Raw genomic sequence first — 18,413 nt, 5'->3', positions numbered from 1 at the left:
CAAAACGCGCCGGGCCGAATCCTGCCCGGCGTCAATCCGCATCAGTGCCGCATCAGTGCCGCATCAGTGCGGATCCACCGCCGCGATGATGCCGCCGCCCAGGCACACGTCGCCGTCGTAGAGCACGGCCGACTGGCCGGGCGTGACGGCCCATTGCGGCTCGGGAAAATCCAGCCGGAAGCCCTCGGGCGTGGCGCCCGAGATCAGGGCCGGCGAGTCGGGCTGGCGGTAGCGCGTCTTGGAGCCGTAGGCCTTGCCCTCGGCGGGCGCATGGCCGGCCACCCAGCTGACCTGGTCGGCCAGCAGCGACTGCGACAGCAGCCAGGGGTGGTCATGGCCCTGCACCACGCGCAGCGTGTTGGTGTCCAGCTCCTTGCGCGCCACAAACCAGGGCTCATGGTCGCCGCCGCCGCGCGGCGCGCCCTTTTCCTTGACGCCGCCGATGCCCAGGCCCGAGCGCTGGCCCAGCGTGTAGAACGACAGGCCCACATGCTTGCCCAGCTTGCGGTTGCGGTCGTCGAGGATGTTGCCGGGCTCCTTGCTGATGTAGCGGTTCAGGAAGTCGCGGAACGGCCGCTCTCCGATGAAGCAGATGCCCGTGGAGTCCTTCTTCTTCGCGTTGGGCAGGCCGATCTCCTCGGCAATGCGGCGCACCTCGGTCTTCTTCAGCTCGCCCACGGGGAACATGGACTTGGACAGCTGGGCCTGGTTCAGGCGGTGCAGGAAGTAGCTCTGGTCCTTGGCCGGGTCCAGCCCCTTGAGCAGCTCGAACAGCTGCGTGCCGGGGTTCTGGCGCACGCGGGCGTAGTGGCCCGTGGCGATCTTCTCGGCGCCCAGGCGCATGGCGTGGTCCAGGAAGGCCTTGAACTTGATCTCGGCATTGCACAGCACATCGGGGTTGGGCGTGCGGCCGGCCTGGTACTCGCGCAGGAACTCGGCGAAGACGCGGTCCTTGTACTCGGAGGCGAAGTTCACATGCTCGATCTCGATGCCGACCACGTCGGCCACGGCAGCGGCATCGACGAAATCGACATTGGACGAGCAGTATTCGCTGTCGTCGTCATCTTCCCAGTTCTTCATGAAGATGCCGACCACTTCATGGCCCTGTTGCTTGAGGAGATGGGCCGTGACAGCGGAGTCCACACCGCCCGACAGGCCCACCACGACGCGGTGTTTAGTCATGGGCAGCGATTATCCCCGCGCCCTTCAAAGGCTGCGCGCCACGGGCTTTGCAGCCCTGCGCCAGCAGGAATAATGGCCCTCTTGCCCCCTAGGAAACGCCCGCATGCGCTACGACCTGACCGATCTGAAGCTGTTCATGGCCATCGCCCAGGCCGGCAATCTCTCGCGTGCCAGCCAGGCGCGGCACCTGACGCCCTCGGCCGCCAGCCAGCGCCTGCGCAATCTGGAGCAGGCCCTGGGCTGCCAGCTGTTCACGCGCGAGCACAAGGGCATGCGGCTGACCGAGGAAGGCCACGCCATGCTCGAGCATGCGCGCGGCGTGTTCGCCGCCATCGACGGCATGGAGGCCGAGGCCGCCCTGCTGGGCAGCAGCCTGCAGGGCAAGGCAACGCTGGCGGCCAACAGCTCCTCGCTGCACGGCTTCATCGGCCCGCACATCGGCGAGTTCCTGACCGCCTTTCCCGAGGTGAACCTCACCCTGGTCGAGCAGACCAGCGAGACGATTGCCGCCAGCGTGGCCGAGGGCGAGGCCGACCTGGGCGTCTACGCGGGCGAGCCCATGGCGGGCGCCGTGGCCTGCGAGACCTTTGCGCTGGACCGCCTGGTGGTGATTGCCCCGCCCGGCCATCCGCTGGTGCCCCAGCCGGGCGAGAGGCAAGACGACGGCGAAGGCCCTTCCTGCCGGTTCTTCGACACCCTGTCCCATGCTTTCGTGGGCATGGCGCTGACCAGCAGCAACTACGCCTTTCTGCGCGAGCTGGCCAAGCGCCATGGCCGGCCGCTGCGCTGCCGCATCCACGTGGATGATTTCACCTCCATCGTGCGGCTGGTCTCGCAGGGCGTGGGCCTGGCCATCATTCCGCACAGCATCTACCGCAGGCTCGGCACCGCGCATGCGGTGGCCTGCCTGCCGCTGGAGGAAACCTGGGCACGGCGCCCGCTGCAGTTGGTGCGCTCCAGCGAACGGCCGCTGACGCCCACCGCGCAGCGGCTGCGCAGCTTTCTGAAAGGGCTGGCCGACAAGGCCTAGGTTCAGGGCTGGGGCTGGGCTTGGGCCTTGGCCTGCTTGCGCTCCAGGAAGGCATTCATGTGGTGCTGCGGCTCGCCCGTGTTGAAGGCCGCGCCGAACTCGGCCACGCTGTCGGTGATGGCCGAGTCCACGCCCATGCCTTCCCAGCGGCGCAGCAGGCGCTTTTGCTGGCGCAGCGCCTCGATGCCGATCCCGCCCAGCCCCTCGGCAATCTGCGCGATGCGCGCATCGAGCTGGTCGCCGGGCACGCATTCGTTGAGCAGGCCCCAGCGCTCGGCCTGCAGGGCGCCGATGTTCTCGCCCGTGAGCAGCAGCCAGCTGGCGCGCGTGCCGCCGATCTGCGCGGGCATCATGGCCGCGTGGATCACCGAGGGAATGCCGACCTTGACCTCGGGCATGCCCACCACGGCATCATCGGCCGCGATGCGCAGGTCGGCCGCCATGGCCAGCTCCAGCCCGCCGCCCAGCGTATGGCCCTGCAGCCGGGCGATCACGGGCACGGGGAAATGCCGCACCGCGTTGCACAGGTCGCGCAGCCCGCTGATGAAGGCGCGTGCCGAGGCGGCGTTGAGCGACGCCATCTCGCGGATGTCCGCCCCCGCAACGAAGGCGCGCGTGCCCGATCCGCGCAGCACCAGGCAGTGCAGATCGGGGCGCTCGGCCAGTTCGGCCAATTGCGCGGTCAGCGCGCGGATCACGGGCGTGCCCAGGATGTTCAGCGGCCCGCCGCCGGTGATGGTGAGCACGGCGGTCTGCGGGGTGGGAAAGGTCACTTGTGCATGCACGGCAGATCTCCTCAAAGTTTCTCGAATCCGATGTCGCGGATCAGCTGGGACCAGGCACGGTTGGAGCGCTCCACCGTCTGCCTGAATTGCGCAGGCTCCTGGAAGTCCACGACGGCGCCCTGCTGCTCTATGGTCTTGATCAGCTCGGGCTTTTGCAAGGTCTTGCGCAGGGCTTCGCTGAGCCTGGCAAGAATGGCGGGATCGAGCCTGGCAGGCGCGCCCAGGCCGTACCAGGACATGTCGTTCATGGGCTTGAGCCCGGCCTCGGCATAGGTGGGCACGCCGGGCAGGGCCGGCAGGCGCACGGGGCTGGACACGGCCAGGGCACGCAGCTGGCCGCCCGCGATCAGCGCGCCCGAGGACGGCATGTTGTCGAACACCACATCGAGCTGCCCCGCCATCAGGTCGTTGAGCGCCGGCCCCAGCCCCTTGTAGGGCACATGGGTGAGGGTGGTGCCCGTGGTGCTGCCGAACAGCGCACCGCTCAGGTGGCTGAGCCCGCCATTGCCCGAGGAGCCGTAGTTGAGCTTGCCCGGCGCGGCGCGCGCCGCGTCGCTCACATCCTTGGCGCTCTTGTAGGCCGAGCCTGCGCTGACCACCATCACGCCCGGCACATTGGCGATGTTGGTGATGGGGGTGAAGTCCTTCACCGGGTCATACGCGGGCTTGGCGTAGACGTTGGGGTTCACGGCATGCGAGCTCTCCACCATCATCACCAGGGTGTAGCCGTCGGCCGGCTGCTTGGCCGCATAGGCCGAGCCCGTGCTGCCGCCCGCGCCGGGGCGGTTTTCCACCACCACGGGCTGGCCCAGCGTCTCGCCCAGGTAGCGGGCCGCCACGCGCGCGATCACATCGGTGGCGCCGCCCACCGCATAGGGCACGACCAGGCGTACGGGCCGGTCGGGATAGCTTCCTGCCCCCGCCGCCCCGGCCGCCCCCGCTGCATATGCCAGCGGCAGCGCCGCCAGCGCGGCGGCTGCCACGGCGGCCTTCAGTGCTTTCATGCGTTTCGTCATCCTTGTCTCCTTCTTGGCTTGTCGATGTCTAGGGATTCAGAGGTCCTGCGGCGCCGCTCCGAGCACGGGCGGCGGCTGCACCTGGGCGCCGCCGCCGGCCGGCACCATGGGGTTGCGCACCAGCTTCAGCGTGCCCAGCTGCGGGTGCTCCACCGTCTGCAGCATCTGGCGGTGCCGCACCTGCGGATGGGCGAAGACCTGCTCCATGGTGTTGATGCAGCCCCAGGGCACCTGGGCGGTGTCCAGCGCATCGGTCAGGGCCTGCAGCGGCCAGCGGCCCAGCACCGCGCGCAGCAGCGGGCGCAGCTGCGCCATGCCGGTCAGGCGCGCGGCATTGGTGGCAAAGCGCGCGTCCAGGTGCCAGTCCGTGCCCAGCACGGAGCACAGGGCGGCGAACTGCCCGTCATTGCCGATGGCCAGGATGAAATGCCCGTCTTCGCAGGCAAACACCTCGTAGGGCGCGCAATTGGGATGGGCGTTGCCCGTGCGGCGCGGGTTCTCGCCGCTGACCAGGTAGTTGGCCGCCTGGTTGGCATTCATGGCCACGGCCACGTCCAGCAGCGCCAGGTCGATGTGCTGGCCGCGCCCCGTGCGCTGGCGCTGCACCACGGCCGCCAGCACGGCGCTGGTGGCATACATGCCCGTCATCAGGTCCACCACGGCCACGCCCGTGCGCAGCGGGCCCGCGCCCTCCTCGCCATCGGCCACGCCCGTGTAGCCCATGAGGCCGCCCAGCCCCTGGAACACATAGTCGTAGCCGGGCTTGTGCGCAAACGGGCCGCTCTGGCCGAAGCCCGTGATCGACAGGTAGATCAGCCCGGGGTTGATGGCGGCCAGCGCCGCGTAGTCCAGCCCGTGGCGCGCCAGCGCGCCGGCCTTGTAGTTTTCCACCAGCACGTCGGCATCGCGGATCTGGCGCAGCAGCCAGGCATGCGAGGCCGGCTCGGTGAAGTCCAGCGCCACCGACTGCTTGCCGCGGTTGCAGGACAGGAAGTAGGCCGACACGGCCTCGCCACCGGGGGCCTGCACGAAGGGCGGGCCCCAGGCGCGCGTGTCGTCGCCCGTGACGGGACGCTCGATCTTGAGCACCGATGCGCCCAGGTCGGCAAGGTTCTGGGTGCACCAGGGTCCCGCCAGGATGCGGGACAGGTCCACCACGCGCAGGCCGTCGAGGGCGCCGGACAATCCATGGGTTTGTTGCATGGACTCCATGCTCGCGGCATGGGGCGCAGTGGTCCATCGGTCATTGCTTCACGCAGCGTTCGCGGAAACTGCATGCCCCGCGTAGGGGATGGCCTCCTCCACCGTTTCCCAGATGAACCGGCCCGACGGGCTTTGCTGCTCCTCCACCACATGCGCCACCAGCCCGGCCGCCCGCGAGATGACGGCAAAGCCGCGCATTACGGCCGTGGGCACGCCGATCTCGCCCAGCAGGGCGGCCACGGCCCCCGTGGCATTGATGGTGATGGGCCGGCCCGCTGCGGCGTCCACGGCGGCAGAGAGGATTTCGAGCGCGCGGATTCTGCTGCCCGCCAGTTCGGGTTCGGCGCGGCCCATGTCCAGCAGCTTGTAGGCGCGCGGGTCCACGGGCTTGTGCAGGTGGTGGCCAAAGCCGGGCACGGGGCTTTTCAACGCCTTGTGGTGCTGGGCGATGGCGCGGGCCTCGGCCTCGGGGTCGGCGGCGGCGGCGATGCGGTCGAGCAGCGCGGCGCAGTTCTCCATGGTGCCCACGAAGGAGCTGCCCACGGCCAGCAGGCCGGCCGAGACGGCGCCCTGCAGGTTCTCGGGCGCGCTCATGTAGATGAGGCGCGTGGCGATGGCGCTGGGCGTGAGGCCATGCTCCATGAGCACGATGAGCACCACATCGGCGATGCGCAGGTCCACGGGGCGCGGCGTGCGGCCCAGGATCTGCATCAGCATCACCTCGGTGAAGGTCTTCTTGCCCATCAGATCCTCGACCAGGTCGGCATCGCGGTAATGCAGGCTGGTGAGGGTGTGGGTGCACAGGCGGGTGACGGGGGGTTGGGGGGTTGCCATGGCCAGGGTTTCCTTGTGATGGTGTGCGGGATCAGCGAGGTGCCAGCGCAAGCTCGCGCACGGCCGTCTTGAGCAGCTTGCCCACGGGCGAGCGCGGCAGGCTGGCGTGAAAGTGGATGCGCTTGGGTGTCTGCACGGGGCCCAGGCGCTGGCGCACGAAGGCGATCAGCTCGGCCTCGTCCGGCCGCTGGTCGGGGCGCAGTTCGGCGCGCAATTGCACGGCGGCCTGCACGGCCTCGCCCCAATGGTCGTCGGGGATGCCGAAGACCACGCACTCGTGCACGGCCGGGTGCTGGCCCAGGGCGTTTTCCACATCCACGGGATAGACGTTGAAGCCGCCCGTGATGACCAGGTCCTTCAGGCGGTCCTTGAGGTGCAGGTAGCCCTGCGCATCGATCAGACCCCGGTCCCCCGTGTGCAGCCAGCCGTTCACCAGGGTCTCGGCGGTCTTGCCGGGCAGGCGCCAGTAGCCGCTCATCAGCAGATCGCCGCGCGCCACGACCTCGCCCACCTCGCCCCGGGGCAGCAGACGGCCGTCGGGCGACATGATGGCCAGGTCGCTGAACCAGGTGGCCCGGCCCACGGAGGTCCACAGGCCTTCGTCCTCGAAGTCCTCGGGCCGCATGGCCGTGAGGATCTGCGGCGCCTCGGTCTGGCCATAGGTGGTGGCCAGCACGGGGCCGAAGAAGGCGCGCACCTGGCGGATTTTCTCGGGCGGCATGGCGGCGCCGCCGTAGATGAGGCGGCGCAGGCCGGGGAAGTCCGCACGGCTGGCGCCCGGCAGCGCCATCAGCATGTAGATCAGGGTGGGCGGCATGAAGCACACGGTGCCGCCGCGCAGGGCAAAGGCGCTGCGCACGGCCTCGGCACCCGCACCATCCAGCAGCACATGGCAGCCGCCCTGCGCCAGGATGGGCAGCAGATAGGTGGATGTGCCATGCGTGATGGGCGCTGCCATGACGTAGCGGTCATGCTCATCGAACCCCCAGGCCTGGATCTGGTTGGCAATGCCGGCCATCCAGGCGCGGCAGGGCTGCATCACGCCCTTGGGCAGGCCCGTGGTGCCGCCCGTGAACTTGATGGCCTGGATGGCATCGGCGGGCAGGTCAGGCATCACAGGCAAAGCGCCGGTCTGCGCCTGCTCCAGGGCCGCCGTGCCCTCGCCCAGCACCAGGTGGATGCCCGGCGCCCCTTGCACCAGTGCAGCGCCGCCCGCGTCGCACAGCACGATGGAAGGCTCGGTGGCATCGATGATGCGGCGCACCTCGGACTGCGTGCTCTTGGGATTGAGCGGCACCCAGACCTTGCCGCTGGCCATCACCGCCAGCAGGGCGGCGATATGGTCTGCGCTGTTGCCCGCGCAGATGCCCACGCGGCTTTGCACGGCGGGCTCCAGCGCCTGCAGGCCGGCCGCCAGCGCGGCCACCTTGCGGGCCAGCGCGTCATAGCGGATGCAGCCGCCCGGTGCGTCGATGGCGATGCGCTGCGGCCAGCGCTCGGCCGCGCGCCAGAAAAAATCAATGGGTTGCATGGGGGTCGTCTCCTTGTGGGGCGGTTGTGTTGAGCTTTTGCCGAACGTGTGCCGAACTACTGGGCGGTGGCGCCCGAGGCCTTGACCACCTCGCGCCAGCGCTTGATCTCCGACGCCGCAAAGCTGCGCATCTGCGCCGGGGTGCCGGGCTCGGGCGTGGCGGCCATCTCGCCCAGGCGCTGGCGCAGCTCGGGTGCGGCCAGGGCGGTGTTCAGGGCATGGTTCAGGCGCTCGATCACGGCGGGCGGCGTGCCCGCAGGGGCGGCCAGGCCGAACCACGACTGCACGTCGAAGCCCGCATAGCCCGACTCCGCCAGCGTGGGCACATCGGGCAGCAGCGCCGAGCGCCGGGCGCTGGTGATGGCGATCGCGCGCAGCTTGCCTGCCTGCACATGGGGCAGGGCCGAGGGCGCGTTGTCGAACATGGAATCCACCTGCCCGCCCAGCAGGTCGGTGATGGCCGGTGCGCTGCCCCGGTAGGGCACGTGCAGCATGCGCAGGCCCGACAGCTGACGGAACATCTCGCCCGACAGGTGGATCGACGAGCCGCTGCCCGACGAGGCGAAGCTGATGCCCTGCGCACTCTGCCGGGCGTAGCGCACATAGTCGGCCACGTTCTGTATGGGCAGGCGCGGGTTGACCACGAGGATGTTGGGAATCTTGGCGATCAGGCCGATGGGCTCGAAGTCCTTGACCGGGTCATAGCCGAGCCGGGGGTAGAGCGAGGCATTGATGGTGTTGGCAATGGTGTAGACATACAGCGTGTAGCCGTCCGCAGGCGCCCGCGCCACGGCTTCGGCGCCCACATTGCTGTTGGCGCCCGTGCGGTTGTCCACCACCACGCTCTGGCCCAGCTGCTCGCCCATCCGGGCGGCCACCAGGCGTGCGATCACATCGGTGGCGCCGCCGGCCGCATAGCCCACCACCAGCCGCACGGGCCGGGCCGGCCAGGCCGCCGGCTGCGCCAGCACGGGCGCGGGCGCCAACGCGACGGCCGCGACGGTCGCGGCGGCCATGCCGGCCAGTGCGCAGGTGAAGGAACAGGCCAGCAGGCGCCGGCGCGCCCACGGATTGAAACGGGCAGGGGTTGTCATGTCTTGTCTCCAGGTGATCGTTCTGATGTCTGCTTATGTCTGCTTATGTCCGCTTACGTCTGCCTGTGTGGGCTTTCGACGGCCTGCGGCACACTGCGCGCTGCACGCAGGCCCTTTTCTGCCCTGCCTGCAATCACCGGGAAATTCTTTTCCATGCCTTCGCGCAGCACCAATCCAAACGTCCGGCCAGCGGACATTCCAGTCTCCGCCGACGATGCCGGCAGCCGCACGCTGCGCCGTGGCCTGCAGGTGCTGGACGCCGTGCTGGCCGCAGGCCGCGAGGGCCTGCGCGTCGCTGACCTGTGCCGCGCCACGGGGCTGGAGCGCGCCACGGTGTACCGCCTGCTGTCCACCCTGGTGGACAGCGGCTATGTGGCGCACAGGGGGCGCTTCGGCTATGCGGCCGGCCACCGGCTGGCGGCCACGGCCGCCAGCGCAGGCCAGCCCAACATGGCCGTGCGGCTGCAGCCCGTGCTGGAGCGCGTGAGCGCGGGCTGCGCGGATGCGGCCTTTGCCATCGTGCGCGAAGGCGCGGCATCGCACTGCATCGCCCGCCATGTGGGCACGCATCCGGTGCAGATCCTGGTGATCCAGGTGGGCACGCGCCAGCCGCTGGGCGTGGGAGCGGCGGGCCTGGCCCTGCTGGCCGCCCTGCCCGATGCCGAGGTGCAGGCCGCGATGGCGGCCAACGCGCCCGTGCTGGAGCAGTACGGCGGCATGACGCCCGAGCGCATGGCACTGCTGGTGAAGGCCACGCGCCAGCGCGGCTGGTCCGTCATCGGCAACCACGCCACGCGCGGCGTGCTGGCCGTGGGCATGGCGGTGCGCAATGCCGAAGGCGAGCCCGTGGCCGCCGTCAGCGTGGCCTCCACGCTGGAGCGCATGCCCGGCGAGCGCCAGAAGCTGATTGCGCGCTCGATAGGCGAGGCCCTGGCGGCCCTGCTGCCGCGCGGCATCTGAGGCCAAGCCCCCCGGTGCAGCGGCCCGCCCGGTCTGCACCGAGAATCTGGGCCGACGATCTGCACCGACAATCGCCGCTGCCATCCACAAGCGCCGCCCCCATGGAACTGAGACAACTCCGCTACTTCGTCCGCATCGTCGAACTGGGCTCCATGAGCCGCGCCGCCCTGGACCTGGACATGGTCCAGTCCGCGCTGAGCCAGCAGGTCAGCCGCCTGGAAAGCGAGCTGTCCACCCGGCTGCTGCAGCGCACGCCGCGCGGCGTGGTGCCCACCGAGGCAGGCGTGGCCTTCTTCCGCGAGGCCCAGCTCACGCTGCGCCATGCCGAGCAGGCCGTGCGCAGCGCGCAGCAGGCACGGCTGTCGGGCTCGGTCAGCGTGGGCCTGGCGCCCACCACCTCGGCCATGCTGGGCCTGCCCATGATGCAGGCCATGCGCGCGCGCTACCCCGATGTGCGCCTGCACATGGTGGAGGGCATGTCCGGCCACCTGACCGACATGCTCAATGCGCGCGCGCTGGACATGGCCGTGCTGTTCGACGCCCGCCTGCACGGCGGTCAGGCCCGCGCAGGCGGGCGGCGCTGGCAGGTGCACCCGCTGATCGAGGAAGAGCTGTTCCTGATCCGCGCGCGCGGCCACCACCCCGAGCCGCTGCCGCCGCAGATGGCGCTGGCCGACCTGGCCGGCGAATCGCTGATCCTGCCCACAGGCCTGCACGGCCTGCGCAGCACGCTGGACACGGCCTTCTCGCAGGCGCGCTTCACGCCGCATCTGGTGCTGGAGGTGGACTCGCTGTCCATGGTCATGGCGGCCGTGGATGCGGGCCTGGGCAGCACGGTGCAGCCCTGGGCCTCCATGGGCCGCTATGCCGATGCCGCGCAGCGCTTCGAGTGGTCGCGTATCACGGACAAAGATGCCCTGCGCACCAACCTGCTGTGCAGCCTGTCCGAGGATGAGCTGTCGCCCGCCGCCCTGGCCGCGCGCGTGGTGCTGATCGACTGCGTGCGCCAGCTGCTGCGCGGCGGTGCCTGGGCTGGCACGGCCCTCATCCATCACGAAGACTGATACCCCCATGCCGGCGGGCCCCTGCCCGCCGCGCGGCGTTCTCCCTACATTCGCAATCCCCACGATGGCGAATGCAAGGAGAACTCCATGGACCCCGATGTCCTGGTCATAGGCGGCGGCAATGCCGCCCTGTGCGCGGCCCTGATGGCGCGCGAGGCAGGCCGCAGCGTGCTGCTGCTGGAGGCGGCGCCGCGCGACTGGCGCGGCGGCAATTCCGGCCACACGCGCAACCTGCGCTGCATGCACGACGCGCCCCAGGACGTGCTGGTCGAGGCCTACCCCGAGGAGGAGTTCTGGCAGGACCTCCTCAAGGTCACGGGCGGCATCACCAACGAGCACCTGGCGCGCATGGTGATCCGTGCCTCCTCCACCTGCCGCGACTGGATGCGCCGCCACGGCGTGCACTTTCAGCCGCCGCTGTCGGGCGCCCTGCATGTGGCGCGCACCAATGCCTTCTTCATGGGCGGCGGCAAGGCCCTGGTCAATGCCTACTACCGCAGCGCCGAACGGCTGGGCGTGCAGGTGCGCTACGCGTCGCCCGTGGACCGGCTGGAGATCGAGGACGGAGAGTTCAAGGCCGCCTGGGTGGGCGAGCAGCGCATCACCGCAAAGACCTGCGTGCTGGCGGCGGGCGGCTTCGAGTCCAACCGCGAGTGGCTGCGCGAGGCCTGGGGGCAGAACGCGCGCGGCGAGTGGCCGTCCGACAACTTCCTGATCCGCGGCACGGCCTTCAACCGCGGCGTGCTGCTGCGCCACCTGCTCGAAGACCATGGCGCCGACCGCATCGGCGACCCCACCCAGGCCCACATGGTGGCCATCGATGCGCGCGCGCCGCTGTACGACGGCGGCATCTGCACGCGCATCGACTGCGTCTCGCTGGGCGTGGTGGTCAACCGCGAGGCCGAGCGCTTCTACGACGAGGGCGAGGACTTCTGGCCCAAGCGCTATGCCATCTGGGGCCGCCTGGTGGCCCAGCAGCCGGGCCAGACCGCCTGGTCCGTCATCGACGCCAAGGCCATTGGCCGCTTCATGCCGCCGGTCTTCCCGGGCGTGCGCGCCGACTCCCTGCCCGAGCTGGCACGCAAGCTGGGCCTGGACGAGGAACGCTTCATGCAGACCCTGGATGCCTACAACGGCGCCTGCCGCGTCGGCCACTTCGATCACACGGCGCTGGACGACTGCCACACCGAGGGCCTGGTGCCCGCCAAGACCCACTGGGCCCGCCCCATCGACACGGCGCCCTTCTACGGCTACCAGCTGCGCCCCGGCGTGACCTTCACCTACCTGGGCCTGGAGACCGACGACACGGCGGCCGTGCGCTTTGCCGGCCAGCCCAGCACCAACCTGTTCGTGGCCGGCGAAATGATGGCCGGCAACGTGCTGGGCAAGGGCTATACGGCCGGCGTGGGCATGTCCATCGGCACGGCCTTCGGCCGCATCGCGGGCCGCAATGCGGCCCTGGCCGCCACGGGCCACCCCGCCGTGCGCGGCGCAGTGACAGAGAAGGCTTGACCGAGATGCAGACCCTGAACGCCCTGGCCCAAGAAGCCCAGGACCTGGCCGCCGGCCGGGTCATTCCCATCCTGCCGGTCTCCACCGAAACCGCCGCCGAAGGCGAGGTGGCACGCGCCCTGCAGATCTGCAACGCCTGCCGCTACTGCGAAGGCTTTTGCGCGGTCTTCCCGGCCATGACGCGGCGCCTGGAGTTCGGCAAGGCCGATGTGCACTACCTGGCCAACCTGTGCCACAACTGCGGCGCCTGCCTGCATGCCTGCCAGTACGCGCCGCCGCATGAATTCGCCATCAACATCCCCAAGGCCATGGCCGAGGTGCGCGGCCAGACCTATGCCGACTACGCCTGGCCGCCCGCCCTGGGGCGCCTGTACCAGAGGAACGGGCTCACGCTGTCGCTGGCCCTGGCCGCAGGCCTGTCGCTGTTCCTGGTGCTGGCCGTGGCCCTGCAGGGCGGCCTGGGCCGGCTGTGGGGCGCCGACCTGGGCGCCAACTTCTACAACCTGTTCCCGCACAACCTGCTGGTGGGCATCTTCGCGCCCGTGTTCCTGTTCGTGGTGCTGGCGCTGGCCATGGGCGTGCGCCGCTTCTGGAAGGACGTCAAGCCCGCCACCGGCGGCGTGGATGTGGGCACGCCAGCGGCGGCCGAGGCCGCGCACGACGTGCTGCGCCTCAAATACCTGGACGGCGGCCACGGCGAGGGCTGCCACAACGAAGACGATGCCTACACCCTGAGCCGCAGGCGCTTTCACCACCTGACCTTCTACGGATTCATGCTGTGCTTTGCGGCCACGGCGCTGGCCACGGTCTACCACTACGTGTTCGGCTGGGCCGCGCCCTACGAATTCCCCAGCCTGCCCAAGCTGCTGGGCGCCGTGGGCGGCACCAGCCTCATGCTGGGCACCGCAGGCCTGTGGCGCCTGAACCGCAGGCGCCACCCGCTGCATGGCGACGCGCGCCAGAAACCCATGGACCTGGGCTTCATCGCCCTGCTGTTCCTGGTCGCTGCCAGCGGCATGGCGCTGTGGCTGGGCCGCGGCACGCCGGCCCTGGCCCTGCTGCTGTGCCTGCACCTGGGCGCGGTGATCGCCCTGTTCGCCACCCTGCCCTACGGCAAGTTCGCGCACGGCGTGTTCCGCACGGCATCCCTGCTGCGCCACAACACCGAAAAGCGCCAGCCCAGCCCCATCGGGCTGGGCGCCGACTAGCCGCATCCGCCCCGATTCCCAGCCAATGACGGAGACAACCCCATGATGAACAAGCGCAACTTCCTGCACGCCACCGCCCTGGCCGCCTCCCTGCTCGCACTGGCCGCCAGTGCGCAGGCCCAGGACTTTCCTCCCAAGAAGCCCGTGTCCCTGGTCGTGGGCTTCGCCGCCGGCGGCGCCGCAGATGCGGCCGCGCGCCTGATCGCCAAGAAGCTGGGCGAGAACATCGGCCAGAGCGTGGTGGTGGAGAACAAGGGCGGCGCGGGCGGCAACATCGCCCACCAGCAGGTGGCCAACGCGGCGGCCGACGGCTCGGTGCTGCTGTTCGGCTCGGTGGGGCCGCTGACCATTGCGCCGCACCTGATGAAGCTGCCCTACGACCCCTTCAAGGACCTGGCGCCCATCTCGGGCGGCGTGAACTTTCCCAACGTGCTGGTGGTGCACAAGGGCGCGGGCGTGAAGACCCTGGCCGAGTTCGTGGCCAAGGCCAAGAAGAACCCGGGCACGGTGGACTACGCCTCGACGGGCGCGGGCTCGGCCTCCCACCTGGCAGGCGAGCTGTTCAACCAGCGCGCGGGCATCGACATGGTGCACGTGCCCTACAAGGGCGGCGCGCCCGCGCTGCAGGACCTGCTGGGCGAGCGCGTGACCAGCTACTTCGCCGCGCCGCCCACGGCCCTGCCCCACATCGAGGCCGGCAAGCTGATCCCGCTGGCCACCACGGGCCTCATGCGCCCGGCGTACATGCCCGACATCCCCACGGTGGCCGAAGCCGGCTATCCCGGCTTCGAGGCACTGAACTGGTATGCCTTCGTGGCACCGGGCAAGACGCCCAAGCCGATGCTGGACCGCTGGAACACCGAGATCGTCAAGGTACTCAATGACCCTGGCGTCAAGGAGGCGCTGAACAAGCACGGCCTCACGCCCCAGCCCACCACGCGCGCCGAGTTCGCGGCCTTCATGAAGAAAGAATACGAGCAGTGGGGCAGGCTGGTGAAGGAGCGAAAGCTCTCCGCGGAGTGAGCGGCTTGCAGGCGTTCAGAGCTTGATCGGCTTGCGTGCCACGGGCGCTGCAAAGCCCGCGCACAGGCGGTTCCAGACATTGATGCTGCCGATGGCATAGGTCAGCTCCACCATCTCGCGCTCGCTGAAATGCAGGCGCAGTGCCTCGAAATCCTGCTGCTCGGGATGGGCCTGGCTCAGGCGCGTGCAGCGCTCGGCCCAGTTCAGGGCGGCGCGCTCGCGCCCGTCGTAGAAATCCACCTCGGGCCAGGTGACGATGCTGTTGATGCGCTGCAGGTCCTCGCCCCGGGACAGCAGTTCGCGCGTGTGCATGTCCACGCAGAAGGCGCAGCCGTTGATCTGCGAGACGCGCAGGAACACCAGCTCCAGCAGCTGGATGCCCAAACTGGACTGGTTGAGCAGCGCGTTGATGCCGGCCTGGGCCTTGTACAGCTCGGGGGCGACGGCCTGGAAGTTCAGGCGCGGCGTGGGGGCGGCGAGAGGACGGGCGCCGGTGGCAGCGGAAGACGAAGCGGTCATGGAAAACACTCCTTGAGGGATGTAGCAGCCGGCCGGAATGGCTGGCCCATACCTTCAAGACGCACGGGGCGTGCGCGTTGTGACAGCGTTGGCGAAATTTTTTCGCAGCCCCGGCCCCCATCCCCCATTCCCGCCCCGGCTGGCGCTCAGTCCGCCACGATGCGCCGCTCCGTGGCGATCTTGCGGTACAGGGCGTTCTCGGCCGCGATCTCGCGTGCGAACTCCTCGGGGCGGTTGCCGATCACGCGCGAGCCCGTGTCCTCGATCTGGCGGCGCACCTCGGGGCTGGCCAGTGCGCGCTGGGCGGCCGCATGCAGGCGCGCCACGATCTCGGGCGACAGCCCCTTGGGGCCGTAGATGCCATAGAAGGCGCTGCGGTTGACAGGCTCCAGCCCCAGCTCCTTGAAGGTGGGCACCTGGGGCAGCTGGGCCAGGCGCTCGGGCGCGGCCACCGCCAGCGCGGTAAGCCGTCCCGCCTTGATGAAGGGCAGGGCCGAAGGCAGGTTGTCGAAGACGATGGGCACCTGGCCCGCCACCGCATCGTTGAGCGCAGGGCCCGAGCCCCGGTAGGGCACATGCGTGAGCGATAGCCCCGAGCGGCTGGACATCAGCTCCATCAGCATGTGGCCTATGGAGCCCGTGCCCGCCGTGCCGTAGGCATGCTTGCCGGGGTTCTTCTTCACCTCGTCCACGAAGGCCGCAAAGCTCTGCGCCTTGAAGCCCGGATGCACGGCCAGCACATTGGGCGTGGCCGCAATGTTGGTGATGGGCGTGAAATCGGTGAGCGGGTTGTAGGGCAGGCGCGGGTTGATGGCCGGATTGGTGGCCGTGGTGGACACGGTGGCCACGCCCAGCGTGTAGCCGTCGGGCTGGGCACGCGCGGCCTCGTGCGCGCCGATGGCGCCTCCGCCGCCGCCCTTGTTGTCCACCACCAGCGGCTGGCCCAGGGCCTCGGCCATGCGCGGCGCAATCGCGCGCGCCACGATGTCGGTGGTGCCGCCGGCAGCAAACGGCACGATCAGGCGCACCGGGCGCGTGGGATAGGCGCCGGCATCGGCCGCCATGGCGCCCGGTGCGGCACCAGCGGCCAGCAGCAGGGCGCACAGGCTGCGGCGTGAAGTGAAGTGGTTCATGGGATGTCTCCTGGGAATGGCTGTGTTTTGAACGGACGGTGGAGGTTTCTGTCAGGCCGATGCGCGGCGCACGATGTGCGAGCGGTCCAGCGCGCCGCAGGAGGAGGCGCCCAGCATGGCCAGGTTGCGGTCCACCTCGTCGCGCAGCAGGCCGATGGCGTGCAGCACGCCGGCCTCGCCGCCCACGGCGGCGGCGTAGTTGAAGGGCCGGCCCACCAGCACCATGCGCGCGCCCAGCGCCACGGCCTTGAGCACATCGGAGCCGCGCCTGAAGCCCCCGTCGATCAGCACCGGATAGTCCGGCCCCAGGGCCGCCACCACGTCCTCAAGAATGCGCATGGCCGACACCGCGCCGTCGAGCTGCCGCCCGCCATGGTTGGACAGCACGATGCCGTCGGCCCCCACGCGCCGGGCCTGCAGCGCGTCCTCCACGCTGAGCACGCCCTTGATGACCAGCGGTCCCTTCCAGCGGCGGCGGATGGCCTCGATGTGGCGCCAGCTCAGGTGGTCGCGTGCCGAAAAGTCGCGCATCACGCTGGACGACATGATGGGCGCGCCGCGCGTGGCAAAGGAGTTCTCGAAATGCGGCATGCCGTGGCGCAGCAGCGTGCGCAGGAAGGTGCCGGCCACCCAGCCCGGGCGCACCATGCCGTCCCAGGCCAGGCGCAGGCTGGGCTTGAGCGGCGTGGAAAAGCCGGTGCGGATGTTGTTCTCGCGGTTGGCGGAGATCGGTATGTCCACCGTCACCACCAGGGTGCGAAAGCCTGCGCGCTCCACGCGGTCGATCAGCGCGTCGATGCGGGTCTGGTCACCGGGGATATAGGCCTGGAACCAGGTGGCCGGGCTCTCGCGCGCCACCTCCTCCATGGGGATCAGCGAAGTGCCGCTCATCACCGACACAATGCCCGCGCGCTGGGCCGAGCGCGCCAGCACCAGGTCGCCCCGGTAGGTGGACAGCGCATTAATGCCCATGGGCGCAATGCCGAAGGGACTGGCATAGCGCTCGCCGAACAGCTCCACGGCCTGCGAGCGCTGCGACACATCGGCCAGCACGCGGGTGGTCAGGCCCCATTCGCCGAACACCTCGCGGTTGTCGCGCAGCGAGGCGTTGTCCTCTGCCGCCCCGGCGATGTAGCCGAAGATGGGCCGGGGCAGCCTGCGGCGCGCGGCCTCCTCGAAATCATGCAGCGACAGCATGCGGCGCAGCACGGCCGGGGCGCGCGGCGCCGGCAGGGCGGATGCCGAAGGCGTGGAGGCAGAGGCAGAGGAGGAAGCGATGGCGGCCATGGTGCGGACCTCGGAATGTTCAGGAGCCGGCGCCACTGTAGGCCGCGCATCCATTGAATGAAAGTGGATTATTTAGAATGCACTTGTTCGCTTTTTGCCAATGACAAACCCATGTCCACACCCTCGGTCAAGCAGCTCGAAGCCTTCTGGTGGGCCGCCACCTGCAGCAACTTCGCCACGGCCGCGCAGCGCGTGCACCTGTCCGTGTCCTCGCTGTCCAAGCGCATCACGGAACTGGAGTCCGCGCTGGGCCAGCCGCTGTTCGATCGCAGCGGCCACCGCGCCGTGCTCACCGACGCCGGCCAACGCCTGCTGCCCGCCGCGCTGGAGGTGCTCAACGCCATGGCCGCGCTGGGCCAGGCCCTGGACACGCGCGAGGCGCTGGCCGGCCATTGCCGCTTCGGCGTGGGCGACCTGTCGGCGCTGACCTGGCTGCCGGCCTTCGTGGCCGCCGCGCGCCAGGCCCATCCGCAACTGGTGCTGGAGCCCCATGTGGACGTGGGCGGCGTGCTGGAGCAGCGCCTGGACGACGGCGAGCTGGACTTTGCCGTCATCGCGGGCCGCTCCTCGCGCAGCAGCCTGCTGTCCCGCCCCGTGGGCGCCGCACGCTTTGCCTGGGCCGTGGCCCCCGGCCTGGCAGGCGCGGGCCGCCTGGGCGCCACGGCCCTGCTGCAGCGCCATGCACTGGTCACCCTGCCCCCGCAGGCCGGCACCACGCGCCTGCTGGACGACTGGCTGCTGGCCCAGGGCGCCAGCGTGCGCGAGCGCATCCTGTGCAACAGCTGGGGCGCCGTGGCCGGCATGCTGCGCGCCGGCCTGGGCGTAGGCTTCCTGCCCACCGGCTGGATCGCCGCCCTGGGCCTGCGCGCCGTCGGGGGCGCCCATCCCAAGGCCGCTCTCGCGCCCCTGCACTACGCCTTCCAATGGCGGCGCGGCGACGCCCGCGCCCTGATCCCGGCCATACAGCAACTGGCGCAGGCGCAGGTGGATTTCACGGTGATGCCGGGGTTGGTGGGTGCAGGGCGATGAAGG

At 70.0% G+C, this 18,413-nt stretch carries 17 protein-coding genes; 7 read left to right on the top strand and 10 right to left on the bottom strand.

Annotated features, from left to right (window positions below; translation table 11 throughout):
• Positions 1–63 precede the first annotated feature (63 nt).
• Positions 64–1,182, bottom strand: coding sequence for a tRNA 2-thiouridine(34) synthase MnmA (gene mnmA / locus KDK82_RS17565; protein WP_013804638.1), 1,119 nt, complete (start codon positions 1,180–1,182; stop codon positions 64–66).
• A 103-nt stretch (positions 1,183–1,285) separates the two neighbouring features.
• Between mnmA and KDK82_RS17560 the strand changes: the two genes are divergently transcribed.
• Positions 1,286–2,212 carry a LysR substrate-binding domain-containing protein gene (locus tag KDK82_RS17560; protein ID WP_071954083.1) on the top strand — a complete coding sequence of 309 codons (927 nt, stop codon included), beginning with the start codon at positions 1,286–1,288 and terminating at the stop codon, positions 2,210–2,212.
• 2 nt (positions 2,213–2,214) lie between these two features.
• On the opposite strand, the gene KDK82_RS17555 is transcribed toward KDK82_RS17560, so the two are convergent.
• From KDK82_RS17555 to KDK82_RS17530, 6 genes are read right to left on the bottom strand one after another with little or no spacing between them, the layout of a single operon-like run.
• A complete protein-coding gene (locus KDK82_RS17555) occupies positions 2,215–2,997 on the bottom strand; it encodes an enoyl-CoA hydratase (RefSeq protein ID WP_013804640.1) in 783 nt (260 codons plus the stop codon).
• An 11-nt stretch (positions 2,998–3,008) separates the two neighbouring features.
• Entirely contained in the window at positions 3,009–4,013 is a 1,005-nt protein-coding gene (locus KDK82_RS17550) for a tripartite tricarboxylate transporter substrate binding protein (RefSeq protein ID WP_088165761.1), read from the bottom strand.
• A 36-nt stretch (positions 4,014–4,049) separates the two neighbouring features.
• Complete coding sequence (locus KDK82_RS17545; RefSeq protein ID WP_179217937.1) at positions 4,050–5,216, bottom strand: CaiB/BaiF CoA-transferase family protein; 1,167 nt, start codon at positions 5,214–5,216, stop codon at positions 4,050–4,052.
• 48 nt (positions 5,217–5,264) lie between these two features.
• Positions 5,265–6,050 (bottom strand): citryl-CoA lyase, encoded by a 786-nt coding sequence (locus KDK82_RS17540; protein ID WP_088166323.1) that lies wholly within the window; start codon positions 6,048–6,050, stop codon positions 5,265–5,267.
• Positions 6,051–6,081: 31 nt separating this feature from the next.
• Positions 6,082–7,581 carry a class I adenylate-forming enzyme family protein gene (locus KDK82_RS17535; protein ID WP_088165759.1) on the bottom strand — a complete coding sequence of 500 codons (1,500 nt, stop codon included), beginning with the start codon at positions 7,579–7,581 and terminating at the stop codon, positions 6,082–6,084.
• 56 nt (positions 7,582–7,637) lie between these two features.
• A complete protein-coding gene (locus KDK82_RS17530) occupies positions 7,638–8,675 on the bottom strand; it encodes a tripartite tricarboxylate transporter substrate binding protein (RefSeq protein WP_088165758.1) in 1,038 nt (345 codons plus the stop codon).
• A 153-nt stretch (positions 8,676–8,828) separates the two neighbouring features.
• Here KDK82_RS17530 and KDK82_RS17525 point away from each other — a divergent pair, with 153 nt between their 5' ends.
• The 5 genes from KDK82_RS17525 to KDK82_RS17505 all read left to right on the top strand — a co-directional run bounded on the left by KDK82_RS17525 (position 8,829) and on the right by KDK82_RS17505 (position 14,442).
• A complete protein-coding gene (locus KDK82_RS17525; RefSeq protein WP_013804645.1) occupies positions 8,829–9,635 on the top strand; it encodes an IclR family transcriptional regulator in 807 nt (268 codons plus the stop codon).
• A 101-nt stretch (positions 9,636–9,736) separates the two neighbouring features.
• The gene (locus KDK82_RS17520) at positions 9,737–10,699 is read left to right on the top strand and encodes a LysR substrate-binding domain-containing protein (protein ID WP_012202727.1); all 963 of its coding nucleotides are present in this window, start codon (positions 9,737–9,739) and stop codon (positions 10,697–10,699) included.
• An 87-nt stretch (positions 10,700–10,786) separates the two neighbouring features.
• The gene (gene tcuA, locus KDK82_RS17515; RefSeq protein WP_088165757.1) at positions 10,787–12,211 is read left to right on the top strand and encodes an FAD-dependent tricarballylate dehydrogenase TcuA; all 1,425 of its coding nucleotides are present in this window, start codon (positions 10,787–10,789) and stop codon (positions 12,209–12,211) included.
• Positions 12,212–12,216: 5 nt separating this feature from the next.
• Positions 12,217–13,419, top strand: a complete 1,203-nt coding sequence (gene tcuB / locus KDK82_RS17510; RefSeq protein ID WP_047328023.1) for a tricarballylate utilization 4Fe-4S protein TcuB — start codon at positions 12,217–12,219, stop codon at positions 13,417–13,419.
• A 42-nt stretch (positions 13,420–13,461) separates the two neighbouring features.
• Entirely contained in the window at positions 13,462–14,442 is a 981-nt protein-coding gene (locus KDK82_RS17505) for a tripartite tricarboxylate transporter substrate binding protein (protein WP_179217936.1), read from the top strand.
• 15 nt (positions 14,443–14,457) lie between these two features.
• On the opposite strand, the gene KDK82_RS17500 is transcribed toward KDK82_RS17505, so the two are convergent.
• The 3 genes from KDK82_RS17500 to KDK82_RS17490 form a co-directional block, all read right to left on the bottom strand.
• On the bottom strand, positions 14,458–14,961 hold the full coding sequence (locus KDK82_RS17500; RefSeq protein WP_088165756.1) for a carboxymuconolactone decarboxylase family protein: 504 nt from the start codon (positions 14,959–14,961) through the stop codon (positions 14,458–14,460).
• 146 nt (positions 14,962–15,107) lie between these two features.
• Positions 15,108–16,094 carry a tripartite tricarboxylate transporter substrate binding protein BugE gene (locus KDK82_RS17495; RefSeq protein ID WP_012202722.1) on the bottom strand — a complete coding sequence of 329 codons (987 nt, stop codon included), beginning with the start codon at positions 16,092–16,094 and terminating at the stop codon, positions 15,108–15,110.
• A gap of 51 nt (positions 16,095–16,145) precedes the next feature.
• Entirely contained in the window at positions 16,146–17,381 is a 1,236-nt protein-coding gene (locus tag KDK82_RS17490) for an alpha-hydroxy acid oxidase (protein ID WP_088165755.1), read from the bottom strand.
• A 111-nt stretch (positions 17,382–17,492) separates the two neighbouring features.
• Between KDK82_RS17490 and KDK82_RS17485 the strand changes: the two genes are divergently transcribed.
• Positions 17,493–18,410 (top strand): LysR family transcriptional regulator, encoded by a 918-nt coding sequence (locus KDK82_RS17485; RefSeq protein WP_088165754.1) that lies wholly within the window; start codon positions 17,493–17,495, stop codon positions 18,408–18,410.
• The last annotated feature ends 3 nt before the right edge of the window (positions 18,411–18,413 follow it).

Source organism: Delftia sp. K82, assembly GCF_002193035.1.
Taxonomy (GTDB): domain Bacteria; phylum Pseudomonadota; class Gammaproteobacteria; order Burkholderiales; family Burkholderiaceae_C; genus Comamonas; species Comamonas acidovorans.
This window is presented reverse-complemented; position numbering and strand designations above follow the sequence as displayed.